Source organism: Idiomarina piscisalsi (assembly GCF_003987095.1).
In the GTDB taxonomy this organism is placed as follows: Bacteria; Pseudomonadota; Gammaproteobacteria; order Enterobacterales; family Alteromonadaceae; genus Idiomarina; species Idiomarina piscisalsi.
The window spans coordinates 299,139-324,824 of sequence record NZ_PIQA01000003.1; the positions used below are offsets into that span (position 1 = coordinate 299,139).

The 25,686-nt window shown below is 46.6% G+C and carries 34 protein-coding genes; 17 read left to right on the forward strand and 17 right to left on the reverse strand.

Annotated elements, in window-relative coordinates; genetic code table 11:
- Positions 1 to 23 precede the first annotated feature (23 nt).
- On the reverse strand, positions 24 to 875 hold the full coding sequence (rsmI, locus tag CWI73_RS06265; protein ID WP_126752000.1) for a 16S rRNA (cytidine(1402)-2'-O)-methyltransferase: 852 nt from the start codon (positions 873 to 875) through the stop codon (positions 24 to 26).
- Between the two features lie 76 nt (positions 876 to 951).
- Between rsmI and CWI73_RS06270 the strand changes: the two genes are divergently transcribed.
- From CWI73_RS06270 to dolP, 4 genes are read left to right on the forward strand one after another with little or no spacing between them, the layout of a single operon-like run.
- Positions 952 to 2,817: a penicillin-binding protein activator gene (locus CWI73_RS06270; protein ID WP_126752001.1), complete on the forward strand. Its 1,866-nt coding sequence runs from the start codon at positions 952 to 954 to the stop codon at positions 2,815 to 2,817.
- Entirely contained in the window at positions 2,795 to 3,145 is a 351-nt protein-coding gene (locus tag CWI73_RS06275; protein WP_126752002.1) for a YraN family protein, read from the forward strand. Before CWI73_RS06270 ends, CWI73_RS06275 begins: the two co-directional genes overlap by 23 nt.
- A gap of 2 nt (positions 3,146 to 3,147) precedes the next feature.
- Complete coding sequence (locus CWI73_RS06280) at positions 3,148 to 3,690, forward strand: SIS domain-containing protein (RefSeq protein WP_241968848.1); 543 nt, start codon at positions 3,148 to 3,150, stop codon at positions 3,688 to 3,690.
- 1 nt (position 3,691) lies between these two features.
- Positions 3,692 to 4,270: a division/outer membrane stress-associated lipid-binding lipoprotein gene (dolP, locus tag CWI73_RS06285; protein ID WP_241968849.1), complete on the forward strand. Its 579-nt coding sequence runs from the start codon at positions 3,692 to 3,694 to the stop codon at positions 4,268 to 4,270.
- Between the two features lie 14 nt (positions 4,271 to 4,284).
- Here dolP and CWI73_RS06290 read toward each other — a convergent pair whose 3' ends face one another.
- The 8 genes from CWI73_RS06290 to zapE all read right to left on the reverse strand — a co-directional run bounded on the left by CWI73_RS06290 (position 4,285) and on the right by zapE (position 10,404).
- Complete coding sequence (locus CWI73_RS06290) at positions 4,285 to 4,716, reverse strand: ClpXP protease specificity-enhancing factor (protein ID WP_126752054.1); 432 nt, start codon at positions 4,714 to 4,716, stop codon at positions 4,285 to 4,287.
- A gap of 37 nt (positions 4,717 to 4,753) precedes the next feature.
- The gene (sspA, locus tag CWI73_RS06295; protein WP_053953051.1) at positions 4,754 to 5,377 is read right to left on the reverse strand and encodes a stringent starvation protein SspA; all 624 of its coding nucleotides are present in this window, start codon (positions 5,375 to 5,377) and stop codon (positions 4,754 to 4,756) included.
- An 81-nt stretch (positions 5,378 to 5,458) separates the two neighbouring features.
- The gene (locus tag CWI73_RS06300; protein WP_126752003.1) at positions 5,459 to 6,193 is read right to left on the reverse strand and encodes a cytochrome c1; all 735 of its coding nucleotides are present in this window, start codon (positions 6,191 to 6,193) and stop codon (positions 5,459 to 5,461) included.
- Positions 6,190 to 7,458, reverse strand: coding sequence for a cytochrome b (locus CWI73_RS06305; protein ID WP_126752004.1), 1,269 nt, complete (start codon positions 7,456 to 7,458; stop codon positions 6,190 to 6,192). Before CWI73_RS06305 ends, CWI73_RS06300 begins: the two co-directional genes overlap by 4 nt.
- Positions 7,458 to 8,048: a ubiquinol-cytochrome c reductase iron-sulfur subunit gene (petA, locus tag CWI73_RS06310; RefSeq protein ID WP_126752005.1), complete on the reverse strand. Its 591-nt coding sequence runs from the start codon at positions 8,046 to 8,048 to the stop codon at positions 7,458 to 7,460. The genes CWI73_RS06305 and petA overlap by 1 nt, the downstream gene beginning before the upstream one ends.
- A gap of 225 nt (positions 8,049 to 8,273) precedes the next feature.
- The gene (rpsI, locus tag CWI73_RS06315) at positions 8,274 to 8,666 is read right to left on the reverse strand and encodes a 30S ribosomal protein S9 (protein WP_088768912.1); all 393 of its coding nucleotides are present in this window, start codon (positions 8,664 to 8,666) and stop codon (positions 8,274 to 8,276) included.
- Between the two features lie 17 nt (positions 8,667 to 8,683).
- Positions 8,684 to 9,112, reverse strand: coding sequence for a 50S ribosomal protein L13 (gene rplM, locus CWI73_RS06320; protein WP_126752006.1), 429 nt, complete (start codon positions 9,110 to 9,112; stop codon positions 8,684 to 8,686).
- 197 nt (positions 9,113 to 9,309) lie between these two features.
- Positions 9,310 to 10,404 (reverse strand): cell division protein ZapE, encoded by a 1,095-nt coding sequence (gene zapE / locus CWI73_RS06325; RefSeq protein ID WP_126752055.1) that lies wholly within the window; start codon positions 10,402 to 10,404, stop codon positions 9,310 to 9,312.
- Positions 10,405 to 10,523: 119 nt separating this feature from the next.
- On the opposite strand from zapE, the gene CWI73_RS06330 reads away from it, so the two are divergent.
- The 3 genes from CWI73_RS06330 to CWI73_RS06340 all read left to right on the forward strand — a co-directional run bounded on the left by CWI73_RS06330 (position 10,524) and on the right by CWI73_RS06340 (position 13,547).
- Complete coding sequence (locus CWI73_RS06330; RefSeq protein WP_058576790.1) at positions 10,524 to 10,985, forward strand: Z-ring associated ZapG family protein; 462 nt, start codon at positions 10,524 to 10,526, stop codon at positions 10,983 to 10,985.
- 87 nt (positions 10,986 to 11,072) lie between these two features.
- Entirely contained in the window at positions 11,073 to 12,434 is a 1,362-nt protein-coding gene (locus CWI73_RS06335) for a DegQ family serine endoprotease (protein ID WP_126752007.1), read from the forward strand.
- 72 nt (positions 12,435 to 12,506) lie between these two features.
- A complete protein-coding gene (locus CWI73_RS06340; RefSeq protein ID WP_198675157.1) occupies positions 12,507 to 13,547 on the forward strand; it encodes a trypsin-like peptidase domain-containing protein in 1,041 nt (346 codons plus the stop codon).
- A 2-nt stretch (positions 13,548 to 13,549) separates the two neighbouring features.
- Here CWI73_RS06340 and murA read toward each other — a convergent pair whose 3' ends face one another.
- The 8 genes from murA to CWI73_RS06380 form a co-directional block, all read right to left on the reverse strand.
- The gene (gene murA, locus CWI73_RS06345; protein ID WP_126752008.1) at positions 13,550 to 14,812 is read right to left on the reverse strand and encodes a UDP-N-acetylglucosamine 1-carboxyvinyltransferase; all 1,263 of its coding nucleotides are present in this window, start codon (positions 14,810 to 14,812) and stop codon (positions 13,550 to 13,552) included.
- 13 nt (positions 14,813 to 14,825) lie between these two features.
- Positions 14,826 to 15,080 (reverse strand): BolA family protein, encoded by a 255-nt coding sequence (locus CWI73_RS06350; protein ID WP_126752009.1) that lies wholly within the window; start codon positions 15,078 to 15,080, stop codon positions 14,826 to 14,828.
- Between the two features lie 35 nt (positions 15,081 to 15,115).
- Positions 15,116 to 15,418 (reverse strand): STAS domain-containing protein, encoded by a 303-nt coding sequence (locus tag CWI73_RS06355; RefSeq protein ID WP_126752010.1) that lies wholly within the window; start codon positions 15,416 to 15,418, stop codon positions 15,116 to 15,118.
- Positions 15,418 to 16,089, reverse strand: a complete 672-nt coding sequence (locus CWI73_RS06360) for an MlaC/ttg2D family ABC transporter substrate-binding protein (RefSeq protein ID WP_126752011.1) — start codon at positions 16,087 to 16,089, stop codon at positions 15,418 to 15,420. The genes CWI73_RS06355 and CWI73_RS06360 overlap by 1 nt, the downstream gene beginning before the upstream one ends.
- A gap of 16 nt (positions 16,090 to 16,105) precedes the next feature.
- Positions 16,106 to 16,573, reverse strand: coding sequence for an outer membrane lipid asymmetry maintenance protein MlaD (gene mlaD, locus CWI73_RS06365; RefSeq protein WP_126752012.1), 468 nt, complete (start codon positions 16,571 to 16,573; stop codon positions 16,106 to 16,108).
- Positions 16,574 to 16,575: 2 nt separating this feature from the next.
- Positions 16,576 to 17,355: a lipid asymmetry maintenance ABC transporter permease subunit MlaE gene (gene mlaE, locus CWI73_RS06370; RefSeq protein ID WP_126752013.1), complete on the reverse strand. Its 780-nt coding sequence runs from the start codon at positions 17,353 to 17,355 to the stop codon at positions 16,576 to 16,578.
- Positions 17,352 to 18,152, reverse strand: coding sequence for a phospholipid ABC transporter ATP-binding protein MlaF (mlaF, locus tag CWI73_RS06375; RefSeq protein ID WP_126752014.1), 801 nt, complete (start codon positions 18,150 to 18,152; stop codon positions 17,352 to 17,354). Before mlaF ends, mlaE begins: the two co-directional genes overlap by 4 nt.
- A gap of 99 nt (positions 18,153 to 18,251) precedes the next feature.
- Positions 18,252 to 18,839, reverse strand: a complete 588-nt coding sequence (locus CWI73_RS06380; RefSeq protein ID WP_241968850.1) for a TetR/AcrR family transcriptional regulator — start codon at positions 18,837 to 18,839, stop codon at positions 18,252 to 18,254.
- 140 nt (positions 18,840 to 18,979) lie between these two features.
- Between CWI73_RS06380 and CWI73_RS06385 the strand changes: the two genes are divergently transcribed.
- The 10 genes from CWI73_RS06385 to CWI73_RS06430 are packed head-to-tail and all read left to right on the forward strand — an operon-like array spanning position 18,980 to position 25,685.
- Positions 18,980 to 19,957, forward strand: a complete 978-nt coding sequence (locus tag CWI73_RS06385) for a KpsF/GutQ family sugar-phosphate isomerase (RefSeq protein ID WP_058576783.1) — start codon at positions 18,980 to 18,982, stop codon at positions 19,955 to 19,957.
- Position 19,958: 1 nt separating this feature from the next.
- Entirely contained in the window at positions 19,959 to 20,513 is a 555-nt protein-coding gene (gene kdsC / locus CWI73_RS06390; protein ID WP_126752015.1) for a 3-deoxy-manno-octulosonate-8-phosphatase KdsC, read from the forward strand.
- Positions 20,510 to 21,073, forward strand: a complete 564-nt coding sequence (gene lptC, locus CWI73_RS06395; protein WP_126752016.1) for an LPS export ABC transporter periplasmic protein LptC — start codon at positions 20,510 to 20,512, stop codon at positions 21,071 to 21,073. The genes kdsC and lptC overlap by 4 nt, the downstream gene beginning before the upstream one ends.
- Entirely contained in the window at positions 21,042 to 21,578 is a 537-nt protein-coding gene (gene lptA / locus CWI73_RS06400) for a lipopolysaccharide transport periplasmic protein LptA (RefSeq protein WP_126752017.1), read from the forward strand. The genes lptC and lptA overlap by 32 nt, the downstream gene beginning before the upstream one ends.
- A 1-nt stretch (position 21,579) precedes the next feature.
- Complete coding sequence (gene lptB / locus CWI73_RS06405; RefSeq protein WP_053953071.1) at positions 21,580 to 22,305, forward strand: LPS export ABC transporter ATP-binding protein; 726 nt, start codon at positions 21,580 to 21,582, stop codon at positions 22,303 to 22,305.
- Positions 22,306 to 22,326: 21 nt separating this feature from the next.
- Positions 22,327 to 23,787 (forward strand): RNA polymerase factor sigma-54, encoded by a 1,461-nt coding sequence (locus tag CWI73_RS06410; protein WP_126752018.1) that lies wholly within the window; start codon positions 22,327 to 22,329, stop codon positions 23,785 to 23,787.
- 26 nt (positions 23,788 to 23,813) lie between these two features.
- Positions 23,814 to 24,101 carry a ribosome hibernation promoting factor gene (gene hpf / locus CWI73_RS06415; RefSeq protein WP_053953073.1) on the forward strand — a complete coding sequence of 96 codons (288 nt, stop codon included), beginning with the start codon at positions 23,814 to 23,816 and terminating at the stop codon, positions 24,099 to 24,101.
- 3 nt (positions 24,102 to 24,104) lie between these two features.
- Positions 24,105 to 24,575: a PTS IIA-like nitrogen regulatory protein PtsN gene (ptsN, locus tag CWI73_RS06420; protein ID WP_053953074.1), complete on the forward strand. Its 471-nt coding sequence runs from the start codon at positions 24,105 to 24,107 to the stop codon at positions 24,573 to 24,575.
- Positions 24,566 to 25,417 carry an RNase adapter RapZ gene (rapZ, locus tag CWI73_RS06425; protein ID WP_058576778.1) on the forward strand — a complete coding sequence of 284 codons (852 nt, stop codon included), beginning with the start codon at positions 24,566 to 24,568 and terminating at the stop codon, positions 25,415 to 25,417. The genes ptsN and rapZ overlap by 10 nt, the downstream gene beginning before the upstream one ends.
- Positions 25,410 to 25,685, forward strand: a complete 276-nt coding sequence (locus CWI73_RS06430; RefSeq protein ID WP_053953076.1) for an HPr family phosphocarrier protein — start codon at positions 25,410 to 25,412, stop codon at positions 25,683 to 25,685. The genes rapZ and CWI73_RS06430 overlap by 8 nt, the downstream gene beginning before the upstream one ends.
- Position 25,686: the final 1 nt, after the last annotated feature.

Sequence of the window (25,686 nt, forward strand, 5' to 3'; positions counted from 1 at the left end):
TCTACGCTGTGTGGCGCTCTAACTCAATCGTTGTTTTTCTGACTTAACGCCCACTGATACAATTCATTTTTTCGCTCGCCATGAAGCTTCGCACTTAAAGCCGCCGCTTTTTTCAAAGGCAGTTCTTCAAGCAGTATTTGCAAAGTGCGTTTCGCTTCTTCCCCTGGACCAGAGGTGTCCTTAGGTGCCTGAAACGGCTCAACCAACAGAACCATTTCCCCGCGCTGCTGGTTTGGATCCTCGTTTAAGCGTGTTATGAGCTCCCCAGCCGAGCCCGTTAAATAAGTCTCGAATTGTTTGGTAAGCTCGCGCGCTAACACCACTTGCCGCTCGTCCTCGAAAATATCCGCCATCGCTTCCAGAGTGTGCAGTATTCGGTGTGGGCTTTCATAAAACACTAAAGTACGCGGTGTGTTCACCAAGCTCTCCAGCTTTGCTCGACGTTGTGCCGGCTTAGACGGTAAAAAGCCCTCGAATTGAAAACTGTCGGTCGGCAAACCGGCCCCTGAAAGCGCCACTGTCAGCGCACAAGCTCCTGGCAACGAAGTGACTTTCACATTCTGTTTCCGACACAAACTTACCAGCGCATAGCCCGGGTCACTAATTAACGGAGTACCCGCATCAGAGACCAGAGCTATCGACTCACCATGTGTCACCCGCTCAATCAGTTGTTCAGCTTTTGCTTTTTCATTGTGATCGTGAAATGCAAAGACAGGAACCTGTACGCCATAATGTTCCAGTAATTTACGAGTATGACGTGTGTCTTCCGCTGCAATTGCGTCCACTTCCTTAAACACTGTGAGTGCTCGTTCGGTAATATCCGAGAGGTTTCCAATTGGCGTAGGTACTATATAAAGAGTGCCTGGTTCCGACATAAAAGCGCCTTCGTTTGTGTCCATGTTCAATGCGGTTTATAGTATCACCGAATAGTCGTCAATGCGGAATCTTACTGTGTTTAAAGCGTATCGTTTTGTTTTTATCGCCATTATTGCCTGCTTTGCTCTGACACAATGTACGTCAGCGCCACAACGCACCCCAAAGCCACAAGAGCGGCCGGATGTTCAGCAGCAAACGCTCGATTTAGAGGACGCGAAAAGCTCTGCTGACTGGCTGGAAGAAGCATGGCAGGCTTCCAATGATATTGCCAAAAACTCAGCATTAGTGCAGGCGGCACTGACCCTTCAGGACGAGAAGGAATGGCAGAAGTCGGCAGCGATACTTTCGCGCCTGGATAAAAGCCAGCTTACGAATGACGCTAACCGTTATTTCCGACTGGCCAAAGGCCGTTGGTATGCACACAATCAGCAGTGGCCTCAAGTTTACAAAACACTAAAAGGGCTGCCTGAGCAGTTCACTCAAAAAGAATACAAACGCCTAACTCTGGAGTTACTCGCCTTCGCTGCTGGAGAACGGCATCAGTATTGGCAGGCACTGACGTGGCAAGTCGAGGCCCAACGCTATTCCGACGAGCCATCACCTAACATGTTATGGCAAATAGCACGTCAGGTGACACAGTCTCAGTTGCCAACGGAACGACCTAGAGATCTTGTTTTAGCCGGTTGGTGGCGTCTAATCGATAACCACCATCAGGCAATGACGTCGCCAGGCGCTTTTTCAGCGTTGTTAGACAATTGGCAAAACAGTTTCCCGAATCACCCTGCGCGTGAACTCGTCAACTCCTGGGTTAGCTCTGATAGCCAAAGCAATGAAATCGACAAACGTAAAAATACACTCGTTGCTGTTTTACTGCCATTATCCGGTCAATATGAAGCGCAGGGCCTAGCAGTGCGTGACGGCATTATTGCCAAAGTTAGTGAAACCAGAAGCCATGAGCTGGTTTTTATCGACACTCACCAGCTAAGCTTCGAAGAGCAGCAGTCCAAGCTAGAAGAGTTAAAGCCAGCAGGAGTTATTGGTCCTCTGTTAAAAGACTCTGTTGCCGAATGGGTTGGACAGACAAGTTTAAATACTCCTCAGGTCTTTCTTAACCAAATTGATGCAGATACCTCAAAGGCGACGGCAAATAGCCATTCCATTTTCTTTGCGCTAAATCCTGAAACAGAAGCAGAGCAAGCGTCTGAGTTTATGAGCTCAGCATCGAGCCGAACGAAGCGTCCGCTGGTTTTGGCAGCGAATACCCCTGGTTCGCAACGCATGGTTGAGCGCTATAAAGAAAGCTGGTCAGGTATTAACGAGCCTTCGGTGAGCTTATTCAGCCAACGGGACGACATGAAGTCGGCAGTGGAAACATCGCTGGGACTCGTGGGCAGTAAAGAGCGAATTCGGGCAGTAAAAATTGCAGCTGGTAAAATCATCGTTGATGAGCAAGAGCGTAGCCGGCGTGATATAAGTGGTATTTATTTGCCCGGTAACCTCCAACAAGTTCGTCTGTTAAAACCCTTTATTGACGTCAGCATTTCACCTTTTGCTGAACGTATACCTGTTTACGGAACCTCGTCTGCACACGAGCTTACGAATCAACTCGGCGACAACGATCTCAACGGTCTTATATTTTCTGAAACACCTTGGTTAGTCCGGAACGGCGGCCAAAATATTTTGCTAAACCAATGGCTTGACGCTCGTTCAGGGTGGGACCTCTCACAAGCTCGTTTAGCCGCTATGGGTTACGATAGCGTCGACTTGTTACAACGTTTACCCATAATGCAACGTATGCCAGGAACACACTGGAAAGGTTTAAGTGGCGTTCTGAGTGTAGAAAACCAAGTCGTAAATAGACAGTTACAATGGGCTGCATTTAAAAACGGGAGTATCACCGTGCTAAAGGAGCAGCCCAATGCAGGAAAAAACAACCGGTAATAAAGCGGAGTCCATAGCGTCCGAGTTTCTGGCCAAGCATCAGATTAGCATTGTCGAGCGGAATTATCGTATTGACGGTGGAGAGGTCGACCTAATAGCCAGAGATAACGACGCTTGGGTATTTGTAGAAGTAAAGTATCGTGCTAATGAAAAGTTTGCGTCAATACTGGAACAAATAACGCCCCAACAATGTCGTAGAATTCGCTATACTGCGCGCCATTATTTAATGACTCATAATATAGATGAACATACCGCAGCAATAAGGTTTGATGTTATTGGCATAAGCGGAAGTTCGCTTAACATAGAATGGATTAAGGACGCCTTTTAATAATGATGACTGACGAGTCTATTAAAGCGCTTTTTACACAGAGCATTCAAACCCAAATATCGGCTGTCGAAAGCCTCTCAGAGGACATGCTGGCAACCGTTGAACTACTCGTTGGACATCTTCTGAACGGTCAGCGTGTTTTTATTTCCGGAACGGACACAAGTAGCTCACTGGCTGGTCATTTTGTGCACCTAATGACGGAAGGCATGAAATTAGAGCGTCCGCCTTTTCCGGTAATGAGTCTAACATCGAGCCCCAAAAAACAGCTTGCGGCACTCGGCCAGTCCGGCGATATCTTGCTCGTTATTGCGGATAAAGACTCCGAACAACTAACGGGGGTTATGGAAAGCGCAATTAGCCGGGAAATGATTATTATCGCACTGACCGGTGAAGGAAATGAGCTAGTGTCGGGCTTGCTGGGGCCAAATGACGTTGAATTGCGAGTGCCCAGTTTAAATGCAGCCCGAGTGCTGGAAACACAATTGTTTATACTGCACAGCCTGTGCGAGCAAATTGAATCGACTATTTTTCCTGAGGAGCATTAAAATGATGAACCAAAGTCGTCATATTCTCATTGTATCAGCGCTTTGTTTAGCGTTTCTTCAGGGCTGTGCGGCCGTAGCAGTGGGAGCTGCTGCCGTGGGCGTTAGCTCCGCCAGCGACCCTCGTACTATCGGTACCCAAATCGATGATCAAACCATTGAAATGAAAGCTAACGCCAAATTAGGCAATGAGAAAAAGCTTAACGAAGCTCGCATCGTTGCAGTTAGCTACAACAACAATGTACTTCTTATAGGTCAAGCTCCGACAGAAGCGCTAAAGCGCCTCGCAGAAGACACTATTCGCGATACCAATGGTATTAATAATATATTTAATCAGATCCGTATTGGTTCTAAAGCTAGTCCAGGGGTTTTAGCAGGGGACAGCTGGATAACCAGCAAGATAAAACTTAAATTTGCCAGCAATGATGCTGTACCAGCTACTAGCATTAAAGTAGTTACCGAAAATGGTGAAGTTTTCTTGTTAGGAAATGTCACTCAACAACAAGCAAATGCTGCTATCGACATTGCCAGAAATGTTGACGGTGTCGAGAGAGTCATCAAGGCATTAACGATTAAGGGTTAATGCCTTGGCTTACACTATTTGACGACTTTAAGATGGCCGCGTTTTTTCGGCTTATCTGACGGGGTGTCATTACCTTCATTCGAACCAGGGTTTGAATCTCCAACTTCATCATCAAGTTCGGGCATCTTATCAAGCTCTGGTTCCGCTTCGAACATGGCACCAGCGCCATTTTCGCGGGCATAAATAGCCAATGCCGCAGTCATAGGAACAACAACTTGCATAGGCTTTCCACCGAAACGAGCATTGAACCTGACTTCAGCGTCTCCTAATTGCAGTCCCTGTACAGCAGATGGTGAGATGTTTAAAACAATCTGACCATCGCTGACAAAGTTCTGCGGCACTACCGTACCCACAATGGTTGCATCGACAACCAAGTGGGGTGTGAGCTCATTGTCAACGATCCACTCATAGAGTGCTCGCAGTAAATAGGGACGTTTAGGTGTCATCATTACTTCCTCCACCTTTGAAGCGATTGGGCATTAATTAGCCGCGTGCAAGCTCTCTTTCAGCTTCAGTCAACGAGTCCTGGAATGTCTTACGTTCAAATAGACGGACCATGTACTGCTTAATTTCTTTTGCGCCTTGACCGTCTAACTCAATACCATAAGCAGGTAAACGCCAAAGTAGCGGTGCCAGGTAACAATCAACCAAGCTAAACTCTTCACTCATAAAGTAAGGTGCGTCGGCAAAAACAGGCGCCAAGGAGAGAATACCTTCTTTCAATTCCTGTTTCGCTTGTGCGTCACCTTTAGCAATTTTATCGGCCAACGAGTACCAATCCCTCTCAATACGATACATCATTAAGCGGCTAGTGCCTCGTGCGACAGGATAAACAGGCATAAGCGGCGGGTGTGGGAAACGCTCATCCAAATACTCCATGATGATTTGTGCGTTATATAGCACTAAGTCACGGTCAACAAGCGTTGGTGCCGCTTCAGGATAAGGGTTAAGCTGCAATAGATCTTCCGGGGTGTAGTCTTCCGTCACGAATGTGATTTCAACACCGACACCTTTTTCAGCTAAAACCAAACGCACCTGATGACTTTTTAAATCATCTTTTCCTGAATATAACGTCATTACTGAGCGTTTATTTGCTGTTACAGCCATTCCTTTCTCCAGATAATATCAACGGCAAAAGGGTGGCAAGCCACCCTTTTAAATTCCGCTTGTGCGGATAAACAGACCCAATTACTTAAGATCTTTCCAAAATTCTTTTTTCAAGAACCACGCTAAAATCGTAAAAATAAGCAGGAATCCGAACACAAACCAACCAATGCGACGTTGTTCCAACAGCATTGGTTCACCCGTGTAAACCAGGAATGAGGTTAAATCAAGCGCGGCTTGATCATATTCACTCCCTGATAAGCGGCCACTGCCGTCAGCCTGGATACCTACATAAACTTCTTTCATTTCACCATCTATCATACGCTCTTCGTATGTCTTTTCCGGTACACCCTGCAGTTCTTCCAAGACATGCGGCATTCCCACGTTAGGGAATACTGCGTTATTCACCCCAAACGGACGGCTGTCGTCTTTATAGAAAGAGCGTAAGTAAGTGTATATCCAGTCGGCTCCACGAACTCGGGCTACGTTAGTTAAGTCAGGCGCTGCAGTGCCGAACCAGTTAGATGCTGCTTCGGTGCTCATATTATTGGTAATACGATCACCCGCTTTTTGACCAGTAAACTGCAGATTTTCTTCACCCAGCTCCTGTGGAATGCCAAGATCTTCAAAGGTTCGGTTATAACGATGATACTGCAATTGGTGACAACCCAAGCAGTAGTTCATGTATAACTGTGCGCCACGTTGCAGTGATGCTTTATCGTGCAGGTCAACCTCAGCTTCGTCCAAAGGTACGGTTGGACCCGCCGCGAAAACCAGCGACGGGACCAAAGTCATAAGAGCGATTAACAATTTTTTCATTTCGACGTCACCCTTTCTGGAACCGGTTTCGTCTTCTCACGTTTACTGTAAAACCACAGTAACCCGAAGAAAGCGAAGTATAGGAACGTAAATATTTGCGCAAAAATAGTCGCTACAGGCGTCGCTGGCTGAGTACCTAAATAGCCAAGCACAATGAAGCTAATCGCAAATACGGTTAAGTTCAGTTTGTGCAATACGCTACGGAAGCGAATTGAGCGAACTTTACCACGATCTATCCATGGCAACAGCGCCAGGAAAACAATCGCTGCGAACATTAAAATAACGCCGAATAACTTGTCGGGTACCGCACGCAAAATTGCGTAGAACGGAGTGAAATACCAAACAGGCGCAATATGCTCTGGTGTCTTCAGAGGGTTCGCTGGCTCAAAGTTTGGTGGCTCCAGGAAAAATCCGCCCATTTCCGGATTAAAGAAAATGACATAGCAGAAGAAGAACATGAACACACCAAAACCGAACATATCCTTAATGATGTAGTAAGGGAAGAACGGTATTGAGTCGACAATGTCTTTTTTGCTTGTAAAGCGCTCGTGAAATTTGAACTTCGGCTTTTCTTCGTCTGGCACTGTGCCTTTTGGCTTTTTGGTATCGACACCGTCGGGGTTGTTCGAACCAACCTCGTGCAGCGCAACAATGTGTAAGAACACCAAAATAACCAATACCAGAGGCAAGGCTATAACGTGCAGTGCAAAGAAGCGGTTTAGTGTTGCTCCCGAGATAACGTAGTCACCACGAATCCACAGTGTCAGGTCATCACCAATAACCGGAATAGCACCAAACAATGAAATGATTACCTGTGCGCCCCAGTAGGACATTTGTCCCCAAGGCAGCAAGTAGCCCATGAAGGCTTCCGCCATTAGCACCAGGAAGATAAACATACCGAACAGCCAGATAAGCTCACGTGGCTTCTGGTAAGAACCGTACATCATGCCGCGGAACATGTGCAGATAGACCACGACAAAGAATGCGGAAGCACCGGTTGAATGCATGTAACGCAATAACCAACCGTATTCGACGTCACGCATAATGTATTCAACTGACGCAAAAGCACCTTCAGCACTTGGCACGTAATTCATGGTCAGCCAAACACCGGTCAGTATTTGGTTAATAAGAACTATCGTCGCCAAAAAACCAAATACGTACCACATATTGAAGTTTTTTGGAGCTGGGTACTGCGCCAGGTGGATGTTCCAAGTTTTTGTCATCGGGATGCGAGCATCCATCCACTCTACAAATCGCTTAAACATTATGCTTGCCCCTTATCTTCACCCACCAAAATGGTGTTCTCGTCGACAAAGTAATGCGGCGGTACAACCAAGTTTAATGGTGCAGGGACGCTTTGGAATACACGTCCGGCGATATCAAACTTAGAGCCATGGCATGGACAGAAAAAGCCTGATTCCACACCCTCTACGTGTTCGCCCATTCCGCTCGGCAAATAAGATGGAGAACAGCCCAGGTGAGTACAAATACCAACCGCAACGAAGAACTCTTCTTTAATTGAACGGTATTTATTCTGTGCATAAGGAGGCTGTTGTGGTTCTTCTGAATTAGGATCACGAAGTCTGTCTTCAATTTTCGACAGCCCATCGAGCATATCCTGTGTACGACGCACAACCCATACAGGTTTGCCACGCCACTTCACACGGATTAACTGACCCGGCTCAGCTTTACGAATATTCACTTCTACAGGTGCGCCCGCGTTTTTCGCTTTCGCACTCGGGTTCCACGACGCTATAAAAGGAACGGCGACACCCACCGCACCAGCGCCGCCAACCACTGAGGTTGCGACAGTCAAAAAACGACGGCGACCTTTATCTACAGGCGCATTGCTCATCCATCTATTCTCCAGTTTTGGACGCTTCACGATTCATTGCCGCGAAGTCGGAATTAGCTGCTGCTTTTGTCCGCTTTAGCGGATCACAGAAAATGCTTTGAGATAATAAAGAAAAGACACACTTTTTACAAGAGTAATGCGTCGACAACTGAGGTGTAACCCTGTTGGAGTACGCATAAAAAAACCCAGCCGAAGCTGGGTTTTTGACACCACACAAAAAGCAGATTAACGCTTCGAGAATTGTGGGCGTTTACGTGCTTTATGCAAGCCGATTTTCTTACGTTCAACCTGACGTGCGTCACGAGTAACGTAACCTTCTTTACGCAGCGTTGAACGCAGCGCTTCGTCGTATTGCATTAATGCACGAGTGATACCGTGACGAATCGCACCAGCCTGACCAGTAGTACCACCACCACTTACCGTGATGTAAAGGTCAAACTTCTCAGTCATTTCTACCGCTTCTAAAGGCTGACGAACAACCATTTGTGCGGTTTCACGACCAAAGTACTCATTCAGTTCACGTTGATTAATTTTGATGTTGCCGCTACCAGGACGCAAAAATACGCGAGCCGTGGAATTTTTGCGACGACCAGTACCGTAGTATTGATTATCTGCCATAGTGTTCTTGCTCCGTATTATATATCCAGTTGTTTCGGCTGTTGAGCATTATGGTTATGCTCAGCACCTGCGTACACTTTCAGTTTACGGAACATGGCACGACCCAATGGACCACGGGGTAACATACCTTTAACCGCTTTCTGAATGACCATTTCTGGTTTCTTAGCAATCAGCTTTTCAAAACTGATTGATTTGATACCACCCGGAAATCCAGTGTGCGAGTAGTACATCTTATCCTGAGCTTTGTTACCAGTTACAGCAACTTTCTCAGCGTTAACAACAACGATGTAATCGCCAGTGTCTACGTGAGGAGTGTACTCAGGCTTGTGCTTGCCGCGCAGGCGACGAGCGATTTCAGTAGCTAAACGACCTAAAGTTTTGCCTTCAGCGTCTACTACGTACCAGTTGCGTTTTACCGTTTCTGGCTTGGCTACAAATGTTTTCATTGTATAAAACCTACATTTTAAAAGTTCACGGACAGTAATTCCGGGCTTCCCCGCGAATCACAACAATAAAATAATGAATAAAATCATTAATTTACTTGCTGCAACCATTACTTAACCGAAGTTAACGCAATGGACTGTAACGTGGGCTGCGCGGATTATAGGAAAAATGCGGTTAAAGATCACGCATTTTTTGAAATTTATGCTTTGTGTGCCATCGCCAAATATTCACGGCTTTGCATTTCTTGCAAGCGACTCACGCAGCGGCGGAACTCAAAACTCAGCTGCCCTTCTGTATAAAGGGACTCGATGGGTACTTCCGCAGACAAAATAAGCTTCACTTTGCGTTCATAAAATTCATCCACTAACGCGATAAAGCGTCGAGCAATATCGTCTTTACCTGCGCCCATTTGCTCGACATTGCTTACTAACACGGCATGGTATAGCTGCGCTATTTCCATATAGTCATTTTGACTGCGTGCCGTTTTGCACACGGCATCAAAGTCGAAGAAAACGACATCATCGCACTCAGCTCGGACAGAAATTTTCCGACCTTCAATATCAATGCTGTCAGATTCATACTGGTCACGACACTCTGGTGCTAAATCTTTAAAGTACTGCCACAAGTTTTCATCCGCTTGAGGGTCTAACGGCGAGTGGAAAATCTCAGCTTGCGTCAGTGTACGCAGGCGATAGTCAATACCGCTATCGACATTCACTACCTCACAATTGGCCTGTATCAGTTTTATTGCCGGAATAAAGCGGGCTCTTTGCAAGCCGTTTTTATAGAGGTCATCTGGGACGATATTTGACGTTGCGACTAAAATTACGCCTCGCTCGAACAAATATTCAAATAACTTTCCGAGCAGCATTGCGTCAGTAATGTCCTGTACAAAGAACTCATCAAAACAAACAATTTGAGTTTCGTCTGCAATTTTATCGGCAATAATTTTTAGGGGGTCGCTTTTCTGGTCTAATTGCTTTAACTCATTGTGAACGCGGTGCATAAATCGATGAAAATGAATACGCCACTTCGCATCAATTGGTAAACTTTCAAAAAAAGTATCCACCAAATAGGTTTTGCCACGCCCGACACCGCCCCAGAAATAAAGTCCCTTAGGTTTAACAGGAGCCTTTGATAACCAGCGTTTAAGTGCTGGAAGCTGCTGATAGTTATTCCAGGCAATGAGTTCTTCGTAAAGTCTTTGTAAATGCTCGACAGCGTTAAGCTGCGCCGCATCCTCTGAAAAACCATTGTGCTCAATGTCATAACGGTAACGCTCAATTGGCGACATTTGCTGTTGCGGCACTACCACTTCACCTCAGTTGCGATTATCCTAATAAATAATATGTTATCATGAAGGCGTTTTGCAGCAATCAAGAAAAGCTGTCGCCATTTGCTGAGGAGTCAATTATGAGCTGGATTATTGGGGTTTTATTAGTGATAGCAGGAGCCATTATCGGCTTTTTTGTTGCACGTTATACTCAAACAAACGGTCAGTCCGGCAACCTTGAAGAGCAAGTAGAGAAAAGTCAGCAGCAATTGAGCGAGTACCAGCGTGAAGTTGCCGAACATTTTGCTACCGCTAACGCAATGATGGAGCAACTGTCTGACACTCAGCAGAAGTTGCAAAGTTACCTGAATCAAAGCGCGGAACTTCTCCAGCAGCCAGGTTCTCAAGGTGACCTTCCCTTCTTCTCGGAAGATACCATTAAGCAATTACGGGTTGCCAACTCATTAAATCAAGATCACCGCTCAGGTCGAGATGGCCGTGAGGCTGAACAAATTCCGCGTGACTATACGGAAGGTTCAAGCGGCCTTTTCTCTGATGATCGCCGTGAGTCCGACAAAAAAGATACGTCCAACATATCTTGAAACATTTTTAGAGTGAACTCATATCACTGACAAGCGGTCATAAACACGAACCGTTTGTTGGTGATTATTTAAGGAGTTACTCTAATCATGAAACGAGTCTTAGCCTTATTCAGTGCTCTTGTTATTGTTACATCGGCAACCTTGAGCTCTCCCGTAAGTGCAGGTATTCCATTTTTCAGTAAAAATGACGAGCAGCCGACACTTGCTCCCATGCTTGAAGAAGTCACACCTGCCGTTGTTAATATTTCCGTAAAAGGTAAACGCGAAGTAAGACAGCGCCTGCCCGATGCATTGCGCTTTTTCTTCGGCCCCAACGCACCACGTGAACAAGTTCGCGAGCACCCTTTTCAAGGACTAGGCTCGGGCGTCATTATTGATGCTGAAAACGGCTACGTTGTCACTAACAATCACGTTATTGATGACGCAACAGAGATTTTAGTGACTTTAAAAGACGGTCGCGAATTGGATGCTAAGGTGATAGGTACAGATGAGCGTTCAGACGTTGCGTTATTAAAAATCGAAAACGCTGAAGGTCTCAGCGAAATTGAACTGGGCAAGTCATCAGAACTTCGTGTTGGAGACTTTGTTGTTGCTATCGGTAATCCATTTGGATTAGGCCAAACCGTCACTTCAGGCATTGTCAGTGCGTTAGGTCGCGGTGGTTTAGGCATTGAAGAGTTAGAAAACTTCATTCAAACCGACGCTGCTATTAACAGCGGTAATTCTGGCGGCGCCCTGGTGACATTGGACGGCAAGCTGATAGGAATTAACACCGCTATCCTTGGTCCTAACGGCGGTAATATAGGTATTGGGTTTGCCATCCCTTCAGACATGATGAACAACCTGGTTCAGCAATTAATTGAATTCGGTGAAGTCCGTCGAGGTGTTCTGGGAGTGCGCGGTAACGACCTCACTCACGATGTTGCACAAGCGCTGAATATTCCTGTTAACCGGGGCGCTTTTGTGTCTCAAGTGATTCCGGGCAGTGCCGCAGCAGAGGCTGGAATTGAGTCCGGTGACGTTATTATTGAAGTCAACGGTCAGGCCATCCGATCATTCTCTGAGTTAGGCGCCTTAGTCGGATCCATTGGTTCTGGTCAGGACATAGAGCTTGGTATTATCCGCGACAGCGAGGAGATGACCGTTGATGTCACCTTGGGCTCGCAAGATACCGCTGTTACTGCTGCCGTCATACACCCCGCCCTTGAAGGAGCAACCCTTGCGGTGGCCAGTGGTCAGCAGGGCATTGAAATAACCGAGCTCGAGGAACGCTCACCCGCGGCCCATATAGGTCTTGAGGAAGGCGATATTATTCAAGGTGTTAACCGCAAACGAGTCACTAGTGTGGCAGACCTTAGAGCAGCAATAGAAGACAAGCAAGGGGTCATAGCTCTCAACGTTAAGCGTGGCGACAGTTCACTCTTTATTGTACTGCGTAACGCAAACTGAGGTTGTGACATTTCAGTGGCATCAGTGCTATGCTGATGCCACCTAATAATAAATATAAAAGGCGAGTAACGCGTGTCTCCAATACTACGGTTTTTGTTTCAATCGGTTGGTTTAGGTCTTGTCGTTGCCGCCATTGTTTTACTGACTCAACCCCTTTGGGGACAAAGCAACTCTTTCCGCCAGTCACAAAACGACGTTATTTCTTTTAGCCAGGCCGTCAAAAAGGCCGCGCCAGCTGTCGTCAACATTTACAGCATGGGTGAAATTCAAGGCTCTTACTACCAGCCTCAGTCATCGCGCGTTTGGCGATTGGGCTCGGGCGTTATCATGGACTCTAACGGCTACATTCTTACCGCTCATCACGTTGTCGATAGCGTCGATAAGATTGAAGTCGCACTACAGGACGGCCGTCGATACGCGGCGCAACTCATTGGTAGTGACAGATATACAGATCTTGCGGTGCTTAAAATAGACGCTAATAACTTGCCTGTCATTCCTGTGCAGTCAAGCCGCCGTGTGCAAGTGGGTGATATCGTTTTAGCCATTGGTAACCCCTACAATATTGGCCAGACCATTACTCAGGGAATTATCAGCGCAACCGGTGGACGCGTAGGTGTCAGCAATTCCTATTCTGACCTTATTCAGATGGATGCAGTCATCAATCAAGGTGCCTCAGGAGGAGCCCTGGTTAATACAGCTGGAGAGCTTATTGGTATTAATAACGCTCGGTATAACTCTTCATTCGATAATGGTGGTGAAGGTATTTATTTTGCAGTACCTTACGCAACTGCAAAGTCGGTAATGGAAACCTTAATCCGTGAGGGAGAAGTCGTTCGAGGCTACATTGGTATTACTGTTAATCCAAACTTTAGTGAGCAGCAGTCGTTATCGGGAATTTATGTGACTGGCGTAGAAAGGGGGAGCCCCGCCGCTTTAGCCGGGTTAAGACGTAATGACTTTATTGTTTCTATTGGCGGTCAACCGGTTCGCTCCGCTCCTGAAGGCTTGGATAAAGTTGCCAGCACGTCACCGGGTGACAAGCTTAAAGTCGAGTTTTATCGGGGTGAACAGAAGATGGTTACAACCGTAACCGTTTCTGAACTGCCCCGATAGCATTATTTTTCGCTGACACGAACAATATCAGCGCCAAGCGTTTGTAGTTTTTTCTCAATAGACTCATAGCCGCGATCGATGTGGTAAATACGCTCAACCGTTGTTTCACCAGTCGCTACAAGTCCGGCAATAACAAGCGATGCAGAGGCACGCAAGTCAGTACACATAACTTCTGCCCCGGTTAATTTATCAACACCATGACAGATAGCAGTATTACCTTCTGAGTCGACATTTGCCCCCATGCGTCTCAATTCTGGAATATGCATGAAGCGGTTTTCAAAAATCGTTTCGCGGATATTGGCAGTTCCTTCAGCAATAGCGTTGAGCGTACAAAACTGCGCCTGCATATCTGTCGGGAACCCCGGATGTGGAGCAGTAATAATGTTAACGGCTCTCGGTCGTTTAGTGCTTTTCAAAGACAGCCAGTTATCGCCTTTTTCAATATCAGCCCCTGCTTCCTCAAGCTTTTTTATAACAGCATCGAGTGCTGAAGGGTCTGTGTTCTCACATCGAACTGAGCCTCCCGTCGCCAACGCTGCAACCAGGAATGTCCCCGTTTCAATGCGGTCCGGCATTACGCTATACTCGCCACCCGACAAAGATTCAACGCCATTAATATAAATGGTGTCATTGCCTGCGCCTTTGATATCTGCGCCCAGTGCATTCAGGAAATTTGCTAAGTCGACAATTTCTGGCTCGCGGGCAGCGTTCTCAATCACCGTTTGCCCATCAGCCAACACGGCCGCCATCATTAAGTTTTCAGTACCTGTGACGCTGACGGTATCAAGAAGGATTTCGGCACCTTTTAGGCGTCCATTGACCGATGCTTTTATATAACCATTTTCAACATCAATATGAGCGCCCATTTTTCTCAGACCCTCAATATGCAAGTTAACAGGCCGCGCACCTATTGCGCATCCACCCGGCAATGACACTTCTGCCTTGCCTGTTTTAGCCAGCAGAGGACCTAGCACCAAAATGGACGCACGCATTGTTTTTACGAGCTCATAAGGCGCCTTAAAGTGGTTCAAGGTGGTTGGATCGATACATACTGCAGTCTCGCCGACACGGCGGTGTGTTACGCCAAGGCAATCTAACAGTTCCAGAGTAGTATCGACATCGTGCAGATTCGGCACGTTCGATAACGTCACTTTATCGGATGGCAAAACCGTTGCCATAAGAATAGGTAGTGCAGCGTTTTTAGCACCAGAAATAGTTACTGTGCCGGACAACGCCTGCCCACCTCTAATTTTAAACTTATCCATCAACAATCAGGCCTTAAGGCATCATCAGTTTTTTATCACGCGCCCAGTCATCCGGCGTGTACGCTTTTATTGATACCGCATGGATTTCACCGCTTGAAATATGAGGGTTCAGCGGTGCGTAGATAGCTTGCTGACGCTTCACTTTGCTCATACTTTCAAAGTCATCACTGACGGCGATAATTTCAACATTAGCACCGTCAACTTTCACGTAGAGTTCACTCAGGTTTAATGCGTCATTGAGCAATGTTTTTAACTGTTCTTCATTCATATCTAATAAACCGCTTATGTTCCGTCCAAAGGCGACTAGCTTAACGAAAGCAGCGACTCAACGCCACTTACTGACGCAATTTGCTTCAACTGGTCAGAAGCGCCAATACACTTGAGGGGGGTTTTAGTGCCCTGCGTTGCTTTCATAATTTCCAACAGGAAAGCAACGCCAGCAGTATCAATAACTTCAACTTGGCTTACATCAACTGACACTAGCTCGTCGCCAAGCCACTGTTTACGCGTTTTCCATAAAGCCGGGACACTGTTACGCGTCAGCGAGCCTTTAAAGGCAATAATACTATCTTGTGTTCGACTCACCGATGCCTCTGTCGTGCTCATTATATTCCCTCAGCTGGATTATCAACTTCTTCGTCAGCTTTGATAGGCTCTTGAGCCTTTTGTTCAATGAGCTCAATCGTTTTGTCGATGCCGTTTGAACGAATCACAGCAGAAATTTCACTTTGCTTGCTATTTAATAAACTAATGCCTTCCACCACTAAGTCATAGGCCTTCCAGATGTCTTCATCCCGGTCATAACGAATACGAAAATCCAGGCGTATCTCAGGGCGTCCAGTTTCCTTCACCCGTGTTTTTACAACCGCCGTCCGCGCGTCCTCCGGAAGCTCAGCTGCCGGCTCAAAAGAGACCGAGTGTTTGCTCTCGTCGTACTGTGTAAATGCGCGCGCATATGTCGCCACTAAATAGTCGTAAAAAGCTCGGTAAAAAGCTGCTCGCTGCTCTTTTGTTGTATCTCTCAAATACCGACCTAACACTTTCTTAGATGCATACAAGCTATCCACATAAGGCATAAGCTCTTCTTTAACGATGACCTTTAAATAGTTTGGATCTGCGTCAATTTTGTCTCTTTCGTTTTCAATACGTTCAAAAGTGACTTCAGCCACTTCCTTTAGCAGCTCGTATGGATCGTCATTTCGAATAAGTTCCGCTTTTGCTGCTGAGCTCACAACGACCATCGCGACAAGCGCTAGCAGCCACTTTTTAAATGACATGATTGACTCCTTTAAACTAATCATTGCCCTGACTAAATAAGAATTGCCCAATTAGATTCTCTAACACCAACGCCGACTTCGTGTCCGTGATTGAGTCGCCGTCTTCAAGCATACTGACGCTGTCGTCAATGAAGCCTGGCTGTAAGCCTAAGTACTGCTCTCCAAGCAAGCCCGATGTCAGGACAGAAACCGAACTGGTCTCAGAAAATTCGTCGTACTCTTTGCTAATAGACATCTCTACCAGTGGCTCGTAATAGTCGCCTGTCAACGAAATATTGGTGACACGACCAACGACGACCCCTCCCACTTTCACTGGTGAACGCACTTTCAAGCTACCGATATTGTCGAACTTCGCGTAAAGCGTGTAAGTTTCTCCTGATGTAGTCATGGTGCCACTGGCCGCTCGCAAAGCGATAAAAAACAGCGCCAACACGCCCAGCACAACAAAAATACCTACCCATAACTGTGTTTTTCTTGATTCCATGGTTACCCACCAAACATGATAGCTGTAAGAATAAAGTCTAGACCCAAAACGGCTAACGACGCCGTGACAACGGTTGAAGTTGTTGCCGCACTGATACCCGCAGATGTTGGCACTGCCCGGTACCCTTTATAGAGGGCTATCCAGGTGACTACAAATGCAAAAACAATAGATTTTATGACACCGTTTAATAGGTCATCCCGCCAGTCGACAGCCGATTGCATAACGGACCAAAACGCCCCTTCATCAACGCCCAGCCAGCCAGAGCCTACTAAGTAACCGCCATAAATACCCACTGCTGAAAACATCAGCGCCAACAGCGGCATACTGATTAAACCAGCCCAAAAGCGCGGTGCAATGACCCGTCGTAACGGGTCAACTGCCATCATTTCCAGGCTTGATAACTGCTCGGTTGCTTTCATTAACCCAATTTCTGCTGTGAGCGCTGAACCGGCTCGGCCCGCAAACAATAAGCCTGTAACAACGGGCCCTAGTTCGCGTAAAAGTGACAATGCGACCATTGGACCTAAGCTCTGCTCAGCCCCGTAGTCCACTAATATCGTATAGCCTTGCAAACCTAAAACCATGCCAATGAACAAGCCACTGACAATGATAATAACCATCGAAAGTACACCAACAACGTACATCTGCTTAATAAACAGAGGCCAGGACTTACGTGGTTGCGGTTTACCAATAATGGCACTGACAAACATCGCTAACGCAAAACCAATACCTGCAACACTATCGAGCACACGACGGCCGACATTTTCGAAAAACTGACTCATTTTTCGCCTCCGAGTAAGTCCGTCGTGAAGTCGTCGTTAGAATAGTGGAATGCCACAGGACCGTCCGCATTCCCCTGTAAGAACTGCTTAATAATATCGGTATCGTTATTTCTTAGCTCATCAGGAGTGCCTTCACCAACCACTTTTTTGTCTGCTATAACGTACGCATAGTCAGCAATAGAAAGCACCTCTTTTACATCGTGAGAAACCACTATAGAGGTTAAGCCCAGCGATTGATTCAGTGATTTAATCAGTTTAACGATAACGCCCATTGAAATAGGATCCTGCCCAGCAAAAGGTTCGTCATACATAATTAATTCGGGATCGAGCGCAATGGCTCTTGCCAGAGCTGCGCGCCGAGCCATACCGCCTGATAATTCAGAGGGCATTAAGTCTCTCGCACCACGAAGCCCTACAGCTTCCAGTTTCATTAAAACAACACTGCGAATAATATTTTCGGGAAGTTCAGTGTGCTCGCGCAACGGGAACGCCACATTGTCAAAAACAGACATATCGGTAAACAACGCACCGCTTTGAAACAGCATGCTCATACGCTTCCTTAACTCATAGAGCTTATCTCTACTGAGTTTCGGAACCTCTTCCCCTGCAACTTTAATGCTGCCTTTGTTTGGTTTTAGTTGCCCACCAATAAGTTTCAGCAATGTCGTCTTCCCGATACCACTGGGGCCCATCACCGCAATCACTTTTCCTTTTGGCACAGTCAATGACAAACCGTTGTATAAAGGTCTGTCACCATGCGCAAAATGAACGTCTTTTAACTCAACTAACTGTGTCACACGCTGTCCTGTTTCTCTCAACCGCCAAGCTTCATAAAAGCTGAAGAGTATAACGGTTTCCGGTTACATCCTGCACCGCAATAATTGTTGCAAAGTTTATCAGCTACCGGAGTTTGTTTCCGTTAATTTATCGATTTGATTCAGTAAATATTCCGCAAATTGCTCTCGTTCGGTCACGCATTGCTCGCACAAGTTCAGTTGCTCGAACAAACGCGCTCCATGCACCGAGTAAAACAGCATTCGCCCTACTTGTTCACCCAGGTGCCGCTCCATCTGCTTTATGGTGTCATTGACATGCCGTTTTAAAGGCTCGAGCAAATCTGGGTTGCTCGCTGCGGCTGCCAACATTCCGCTACCCAATCGAGCACACTCAGCATCAGTATCCAAAGCCGCCAGTAATATACTCTTAGGTTCTTTATTTGGGTCATTTTCCAAACGTTCTAAATGCTCTTGCTTCAACCGCTCAAAACGTTCAACCCGACGCTGCAACATGGCTTGCAGCAATGCATCCTTATTGGAAAAGTGATAAAGCAGGCCGCCTTTGCTAATTCCGGTCTGTTGGCTGAGTGCATCAAAGGTCAGGTGTGAGGCGCCTTCGCTTGCCACCAAGCTGTCCGCAGCATCCAGAATTAGTTCTTTATTGCTAGGCCGACCCACCTTATTTTTATGCTGCATATTGCAGTGCATACAAAACTCTCTTTATAAACCGTCTGGTTGGTATAGTAATTAAATTCCTGCAAAATCGCAAGAATTCTTCCTATGCGGTAGGCATAACCTAAGTGAATAACGTATTATAGCCCCAGTATAGTTAAGATTGGGAAAAAGCTATGAAGCAAGTGACCCAGAACTTCCGCCAATTAGGCCAACAAGTCCTGGATATTGAGAAACAGGCCATTGAAGGGCTGTATGAGTACCTTGATGACAACTTCGATGCTGCCTGCCAGACATTATTTAACTGCAAAGGCCGGGTTATTGTTACCGGCATGGGTAAATCAGGACACATTGGCGGGAAAATTGCGGCGACACTCGCCTCAACCGGAACACCATCGTTCTTCGTTCACCCGGGTGAAGCCAGCCACGGCGATCTGGGCATGGTCGCTGCTCAAGACGTTGTCATCGCTATTTCAAACAGCGGTGAAACATCAGAAGTTCTCAATATTTTGCCAGTTATAAAGCGCCTTGGTGTGCCGCTGATAGCCATGACAGGCAAGCCCGAGTCGACACTTGCCCGACTGGCTGATACACACGTTTGCATTGCAGTAGCACAGGAAGCCTGTCCGTTAGGTTTGGCGCCAACAGCCTCGACTACAGCAACCCTGGTGATGGGTGATGCGTTAGCCGTGGCCCTGTTAAACGCCCGTGGCTTTACGGCGGACGATTTTGCATTGTCACATCCTGGCGGTTCTTTAGGTAAGCGTTTGCTGCTTCGTTTGCAAGACATTATGCACACCGGCGAACGTATTCCGTTAGTGTCAGAAAGTGCCATTATTCGTGATGCATTGCTGGAAATGTCACGTAAAGGTCTAGGTATGACGGCAATTACCGACGCACAAGGTCGACTGGCCGGTATTTTCACCGATGGCGATTTACGCCGCATTCTCGATAACCAAGTCGATGTACACACAACTTCTATTGCCGATGTTATGACTCGTTCTTGCACAACAGCAAATGCTGATATGCTGGCCGCAGAAGCCTTAAAACTTATGCAAGACCGCAAGATAAACGGCCTTATCATTACTGACCAGGAAGGCCGTCCTTGTGGCGCGATGAATATGCATGACTTACTGCAAGCAGGAGTTCTGTAACATGGAATGCATTAATACTTGGTATGGCGACATCGAAAAGCCATTGTTCGAGCGTTTTTCTCAAGTTCGACTGTTAGTGCTCGATATCGACGGTGTTTTTTCCGATGGTCGCATTTACCTCGGTAACGACGGAGAGGAACTAAAAGCTTTTCACACTCGTGACGGCTTTGGTATGAAAGCACTAAAGAATGCCGGTATAGAAACAGCCGTTATAACTGGCCGTCAATCGGACATCGTTCAGCGGCGCATGCAGCACTTGGATGTGTCTCACATTTATCAGGGACAAACGGATAAAACCCAGGCGTTCAACGAGCTTCTGTCTCAACACAACTTAAGTGCGGAACAAACCGCTTATGTGGGTGACGACACACCAGATCTTGCACTAATACAACAGGCAGGCATTGGCGTAGCGGTGAAAGACGCACACCCGTCTGTTCAGCAACAGGCACAATATATTACCCGGTGCGCTGGCGGTTTTGGTGCCGTGCGTGAAGTATGCGATTTAATTATGTTGAGCCAGGGGCTTTTGCATGACGCCAAAGGAGCCAGTGTGTGAATTGGCGTATCGTCGGTATTATTGTCCTTTTGTTTGGCTTAGGACTCTTACTTGTGCTGCGTCCTTTTAGTGATGACGACGAAGAAGGCGCTGCTACTGCGACAAAGTTGATGCAGCCGGACTTTACGGCCTACGGCCTTGAGACCAAGATATTTGAGAGTTATGGTGCTTTGGCGCACCAAATTCGCTCTGAAGAAATGGCACACTACAACCAAATTGGTTTGACCGAACTGAAACAGCCAAAGTATTCCGTCTTTTCACAAGACGGTACTGAAACCTGGCAAGTCAGTGCGGAGCAAGGTACCTTTTACGATGACAAAACGCTGATTCTGGAGCGCAGTGTCGAGATACAGGCTTTGCTGGAAAGTTCACCAATACAACGCATCATGACAGAATACCTGGTTATAGACTTAGCCAATGAGTCCATGAGTACTGAATACCCAGTAATAATGCGAGGGCCACAAGTGGTCGTTCGTGGTGATGGTTTAAGCGCCGACATGAGCGCAGAAATAATGGAGTTAAAACGACATGTTAAAACGGTTTTCCAGCCAAAGTCTTAGCTTCCTGGCGCTATTAGTGCTTCCTTTGGCTGTTATGGCGCAAGGAAAAGCTGACTTTAAAAAGCCGATGGAAGTCGAGTCGAGCCACGAGCAGTTCGACATCAAGAATAATAAGCTAGTACTGACTGACAACGTTATCATTCGGCAAGGTACCTTGCTTATTAACGCTGACCGACTTGAAGCCTCTGCCAGTGAAAACGGTGAACAAGCAGACACCTTTATTGCGGAAGGCTCTCCGGCAACCTATACACAAACGCTGGAAAACGGTAATGAAATTAGTGCTCAAGCCAATAAGATAACCTACTTCCAGGCTGAGCAGCGGCTGGAGTTAAGTGGCGATGCAAAAATTTCGCAAGGTACCAGTAGTTCAAGTGGCGATACTATTGTTTATGACTTGGCTGAGCAAACCATCTCGGCAAGCAGTTCTGATACCGATAACGGACGCGTGATTACGATATTTACGCCGAAAACAAAAGACGACAAAAACGATAACGAGAACCCTTAATATGGCAACCTTACGAGTTAAACATCTCGCCAAAAGCTTTAAGCGTCGTCAGGTTGTAAAGGACGTCAGCCTGGAAGTCAGTCAGGGCCAAATTATTGGGCTGTTAGGGCCAAATGGTGCCGGCAAAACAACCACCTTCTATATGATAGTCGGCTTAATCAACAGCGACAAAGGCCAAATTTTACTGGATAAAGACGACTTAACCGCTCTACCTATGCACGAGCGTGCTCGCCGCGGAATTGGCTACTTACCGCAAGAGGCGTCTATTTTCAGAAAATTGACCGTGCGTGATAACTTGATGGCTATTTTAGAAACTCGCAAAGAGCTCTCTGCAAACGAGCGTGAAGAGCAGCTCGACTCGCTGCTGGAGGAGTTTAATATTGGGCATATCGCTAATAGCCTGGGCATGAGTTTATCTGGCGGCGAGAGGCGCCGCGTTGAAATCGCCCGCGCATTAGCTGCTGAGCCCACGTTTATTCTGTTAGATGAGCCTTTCGCAGGCGTTGACCCTATTTCGGTTATCGATATTAAGAAAATTGTTGAACATTTAAAACAGCGTGGTATTGGTGTACTTATTACCGATCATAATGTCAGAGAGACACTGTCCGTTTGTGAACACGCGTATATTGTTAGTCATGGAGAACTTATTGCCAGCGGAGATGCAGAAAGTATATTATCAAATCAACAGGTTAAAGACGTTTACCTCGGTGAGCAGTTCACCCTTTAATGTGATACCGGGACGATAACCATGAGACAAAGTCTGCAGCTAAAAATTGGTCAGCAACTGACCATGACGCCTCAGTTACAACAAGCTATACGCTTGCTGCAGCTCTCTTCGCTCGACTTACAGGCAGAGATTCAAGACGCTCTGGACAATAACCCACTGTTAGAAGTAGAGAGTGAGCAGTCCCAGGACAGCGACAATGCGGACCATGTAAACTCCTCACATAAAGACGACAGCCAGCGCGAAACATCCGACGTTATTAAAACTCAGGAAATGCCGGAAGACCTGCCTGTCGACAGTACCTGGGACGATACTTATTCGTCATCTACGCCAGTCAATGGCGCAGCATCGAGCAATAAGTCGTACGACGGCGACTACGAGGTTTACCAAGGCTCAACCAGCGAATCTCTGCAGGATCATCTCATTTGGCAAATGCAGCTCTCACACTTTTCTGAGGAAGACACCGCCATTGGCGAAGCCATTATTGAGGCTATTGACGACAACGGTTATTTAACCGCCGATATCGACGACATTATAGAGTCTGTGCACCTACCCGAGGTTGGCGAGGAAGAAGTTTGCATGGTACTCAAGCGCATTCAACATTTCGATCCTGTCGGAGTTGGTGCGCGCACAGTCAGTGAGTGTCTCGCTATTCAGTTACAACAACTGGATGACCGCACGCCGTTCAAAGACGACGCCCTAACCCTTGTTTGCGATCATATGGACTTGTTAGGCAACCGCGATTTTCGCAATATTCAGCGCAAACTAAAGCTAACAGAAGGCGACTTGCGGGAAGTGATGCGCCTGATTCAGCAAATGCACCCGCATCCGGGCGAGCAAATTGCTCAGCAAGAAGTCGAGTACGTTGTTCCTGACGTTGCGGTCATGAAAAAGAATGGTCGCTGGGTGGTCGAATTAAATCCGGACAGCGTACCTAAATTAAAGGTGAATGAAGAATATGCTGCCTTAAGCAAGGCTGCGAAATCATCGGCTGACAGTCAGTATATTAAAAACCATACGCAAGAAGCGCGTTGGTTTATTAAAAGCCTCGAAAGCCGTAATGAGACGCTACTGAAGGTGGCTAACTGCATTGTCCAGCGCCAACAAGGCTTTTTTGAGCACGGCGAGGAGGCAATGAAGCCAATGGTGCTTAATGATGTCGCCGAAGCGGTGGAAATGCATGAAAGCACAATTTCACGAGTGACAACGCAGAAGTTTTTACATTGCCCAAGAGGCATTTTTGAACTGAAATACTTTTTCTCTAGCCATGTCAGTACAGAAGGTGGAGGTGAGTGTTCAAGTACCGCAATACGTGCTTTAATTAAGAAGTTAGTCGCTGCAGAGAATCGCAGCAAACCGTTAAGCGACAGCAAAATCGCTGAACTGATAGCCGAGCAAGGCATCAAAGTAGCGAGGAGGACAATTGCGAAGTACCGGGAATCATTGAATATTCCCTCATCGAGTCAACGCAAGAGTCTTTTATAACTTGTAAACTGCAGAAGGAAGACGTTATGCAAATTAATCTTACTGGTCATCATATCGATATCACTGAGTCTCTGCGTGAGTATGTGGATACAAAATTTGCTAAGTTAGAGCGCCATTTTGACCATATAACCAACGTTCACGTCATCCTTAATGTTGAAAAAACGAATCAAAAAGCAGAAGCTACCGTGCATTTGAACGGCGGTGAAATTTTTGCTGACTCTGTTCACGATGATATGTACGCAGCCATTGATGGTTTAATCGATAAGCTTGACCGTCAGGTTATTAAACACAAAGAAAAAATGAAAAAGCATTAGTCCATGCAAATAAGTGAGTTGTTAAGCCCCGACTGCACCAAGTGTGCAGTCGAGGGTGCAAGTAAAAAGCGGTTATTAGAAACCATTAGCCAAATTGTCGCGCCGAAACTGTCAGGCATTACCCGTCATGACATTTTTGAAAGCCTTATAAATCGCGAGCGCTTGGGAAGTACCGGCATTGGTTTAGGTATTGCGATACCTCATGGACGACTCGCTAAAGCCAGCCATCCGGTTGCCGTATTATTGACGTTGGATGAGCCGATTGAATTTGACGCTATTGATAACCAGCCGGTTGATATTATTTTTGCGCTGTTAGTACCTGAGTCAGAGCATGAAAACCATTTACAGACACTGGCCGCAGTTGCACGTCGCATGAACGACAAAGATTGCACCAGAGCACTTCGCAACGCTGATACAGACAACGCACTTTATCAACTATTTATTGGGGAAGGTGAAGATAAGCCATGCAACTGATTATTGTCAGTGGTCGCTCGGGATCGGGTAAAACTATCGCCCTTCGAGTACTCGAGGATCTTGGCTTTTACTGTGTCGACAACTTACCCATTAGCCTACTACCAACACTGGTCCATGCGGTCATGGAACAGTATTCTAAAATTGCCATAAGCATTGACGTTCGCAACTTGCCAGAGCATTCAGAAGAGCTGCTCGATTCACTGAATTTTCTACCCAAAGGGGTTGAACCAGAAGTTCTGTTTATTGACGCCGACGACAACACCCTACTTAAGCGATTTGGTGAAACACGCCGGTTGCACCCGCTGTCGCAAAAAGAGTTACCTTTGGTTGATGCGTTACAAGCTGAACTGAAGTTGCTAGAGCCTATTATGGAACGCGCCACCTGGCGCCTCGACAGCAGCGACTTGTCATTGCATCAACTGAGCGAAGAGGTGCGAGAGCGTGTATTAGGCAGAGCAGATAAAAAACTGATTATCGTTTTTCAGTCATTCGGGTTTAAGTATGGACTGCCGAAAGACGCCGACTTTGTGTTTGACGCTCGCATATTGCCTAATCCGCACTGGCAACCCGAGCTCAAATTGCTCACGGGGTTAGACCCGGATGTGCAGCATTATTTCCGGCAACAGCCGTTAGTGACTAAGTTTATTTATCAGCTCGAAAACTTTTTAGGAACCTGGCTGCCACACTTCCAGCGCAGCAACCGCAGCTACTTAACAATTGCTACAGGCTGTACTGGCGGGCAGCATCGTTCCGTTTATATTTCTCAGCAGTTAGCAGAGCGTTTTGAACAAAAATCGGTGAAAGTTCAGGTTCGTCATCGGGAGTTAAAGCAGCATGACTAAAGCTTGCAAGACACTTGTTATACAAAATAAACTAGGACTTCATGCTCGGGCAGCCACTAAACTTGCGCAGCTCACACAGTCATTCAAATCTGAAATTACCGTTCAGCAAGGCGAGCAGTGTGTTAACGCAGCAAGTGTTATGTGTTTAATGCTACTTGCCAGTCAACAGGGCAAGTCGGTTGAGGTTTGTGCTGAAGGCGATGACGCAGAAGACGCATTAGTAGCAGTGAGTGAATTGTTCGAAGATCGCTTTGAGGAAAACGAGTAAC

Excerpts from the sequence above, each read along its gene's own strand:
- rsmI (WP_126752000.1), bottom strand. The coding sequence starts at position 875 with ATGTCGGAACCAGGCACTCTTTATATAGTACCTACGCCAATTGGAAAC.
- CWI73_RS06275 (WP_126752002.1), top strand. The coding sequence starts at position 2,795 with ATGCAGGAAAAAACAACCGGTAATAAAGCGGAGTCCATAGCGTCCGAG.
- CWI73_RS06280 (WP_241968848.1), top strand. The coding sequence starts at position 3,148 with ATGATGACTGACGAGTCTATTAAAGCGCTTTTTACACAGAGCATTCAA.
- dolP (WP_241968849.1), top strand. The coding sequence starts at position 3,692 with ATGATGAACCAAAGTCGTCATATTCTCATTGTATCAGCGCTTTGTTTA.
- CWI73_RS06290 (WP_126752054.1), bottom strand. The coding sequence starts at position 4,716 with ATGACACCTAAACGTCCCTATTTACTGCGAGCACTCTATGAGTGGATC.
- sspA (WP_053953051.1), bottom strand. The coding sequence starts at position 5,377 with ATGGCTGTAACAGCAAATAAACGCTCAGTAATGACGTTATATTCAGGA.
- CWI73_RS06300 (WP_126752003.1), bottom strand. The coding sequence starts at position 6,193 with ATGAAAAAATTGTTAATCGCTCTTATGACTTTGGTCCCGTCGCTGGTT.
- CWI73_RS06305 (WP_126752004.1), bottom strand. The coding sequence starts at position 7,458 with ATGTTTAAGCGATTTGTAGAGTGGATGGATGCTCGCATCCCGATGACA.
- petA (WP_126752005.1), bottom strand. The coding sequence starts at position 8,048 with ATGAGCAATGCGCCTGTAGATAAAGGTCGCCGTCGTTTTTTGACTGTC.
- rpsI (WP_088768912.1), bottom strand. The coding sequence starts at position 8,666 with ATGGCAGATAATCAATACTACGGTACTGGTCGTCGCAAAAATTCCACG.
- rplM (WP_126752006.1), bottom strand. The coding sequence starts at position 9,112 with ATGAAAACATTTGTAGCCAAGCCAGAAACGGTAAAACGCAACTGGTAC.
- zapE (WP_126752055.1), bottom strand. The coding sequence starts at position 10,404 with ATGTCGCCAATTGAGCGTTACCGTTATGACATTGAGCACAATGGTTTT.
- CWI73_RS06330 (WP_058576790.1), top strand. The coding sequence starts at position 10,524 with ATGAGCTGGATTATTGGGGTTTTATTAGTGATAGCAGGAGCCATTATC.
- CWI73_RS06335 (WP_126752007.1), top strand. The coding sequence starts at position 11,073 with ATGAAACGAGTCTTAGCCTTATTCAGTGCTCTTGTTATTGTTACATCG.
- murA (WP_126752008.1), bottom strand. The coding sequence starts at position 14,812 with ATGGATAAGTTTAAAATTAGAGGTGGGCAGGCGTTGTCCGGCACAGTA.
- CWI73_RS06350 (WP_126752009.1), bottom strand. The coding sequence starts at position 15,080 with ATGAATGAAGAACAGTTAAAAACATTGCTCAATGACGCATTAAACCTG.
- CWI73_RS06355 (WP_126752010.1), bottom strand. The coding sequence starts at position 15,418 with ATGAGCACGACAGAGGCATCGGTGAGTCGAACACAAGATAGTATTATT.
- CWI73_RS06360 (WP_126752011.1), bottom strand. The coding sequence starts at position 16,089 with ATGTCATTTAAAAAGTGGCTGCTAGCGCTTGTCGCGATGGTCGTTGTG.
- mlaD (WP_126752012.1), bottom strand. The coding sequence starts at position 16,573 with ATGGAATCAAGAAAAACACAGTTATGGGTAGGTATTTTTGTTGTGCTG.
- mlaE (WP_126752013.1), bottom strand. The coding sequence starts at position 17,355 with ATGAGTCAGTTTTTCGAAAATGTCGGCCGTCGTGTGCTCGATAGTGTT.
- CWI73_RS06380 (WP_241968850.1), bottom strand. The coding sequence starts at position 18,839 with ATGCACTGCAATATGCAGCATAAAAATAAGGTGGGTCGGCCTAGCAAT.
- CWI73_RS06385 (WP_058576783.1), top strand. The coding sequence starts at position 18,980 with ATGAAGCAAGTGACCCAGAACTTCCGCCAATTAGGCCAACAAGTCCTG.
- kdsC (WP_126752015.1), top strand. The coding sequence starts at position 19,959 with ATGGAATGCATTAATACTTGGTATGGCGACATCGAAAAGCCATTGTTC.
- lptA (WP_126752017.1), top strand. The coding sequence starts at position 21,042 with ATGTTAAAACGGTTTTCCAGCCAAAGTCTTAGCTTCCTGGCGCTATTA.
- lptB (WP_053953071.1), top strand. The coding sequence starts at position 21,580 with ATGGCAACCTTACGAGTTAAACATCTCGCCAAAAGCTTTAAGCGTCGT.
- CWI73_RS06410 (WP_126752018.1), top strand. The coding sequence starts at position 22,327 with ATGAGACAAAGTCTGCAGCTAAAAATTGGTCAGCAACTGACCATGACG.
- hpf (WP_053953073.1), top strand. The coding sequence starts at position 23,814 with ATGCAAATTAATCTTACTGGTCATCATATCGATATCACTGAGTCTCTG.
- ptsN (WP_053953074.1), top strand. The coding sequence starts at position 24,105 with ATGCAAATAAGTGAGTTGTTAAGCCCCGACTGCACCAAGTGTGCAGTC.
- rapZ (WP_058576778.1), top strand. The coding sequence starts at position 24,566 with ATGCAACTGATTATTGTCAGTGGTCGCTCGGGATCGGGTAAAACTATC.
- CWI73_RS06430 (WP_053953076.1), top strand. The coding sequence starts at position 25,410 with ATGACTAAAGCTTGCAAGACACTTGTTATACAAAATAAACTAGGACTT.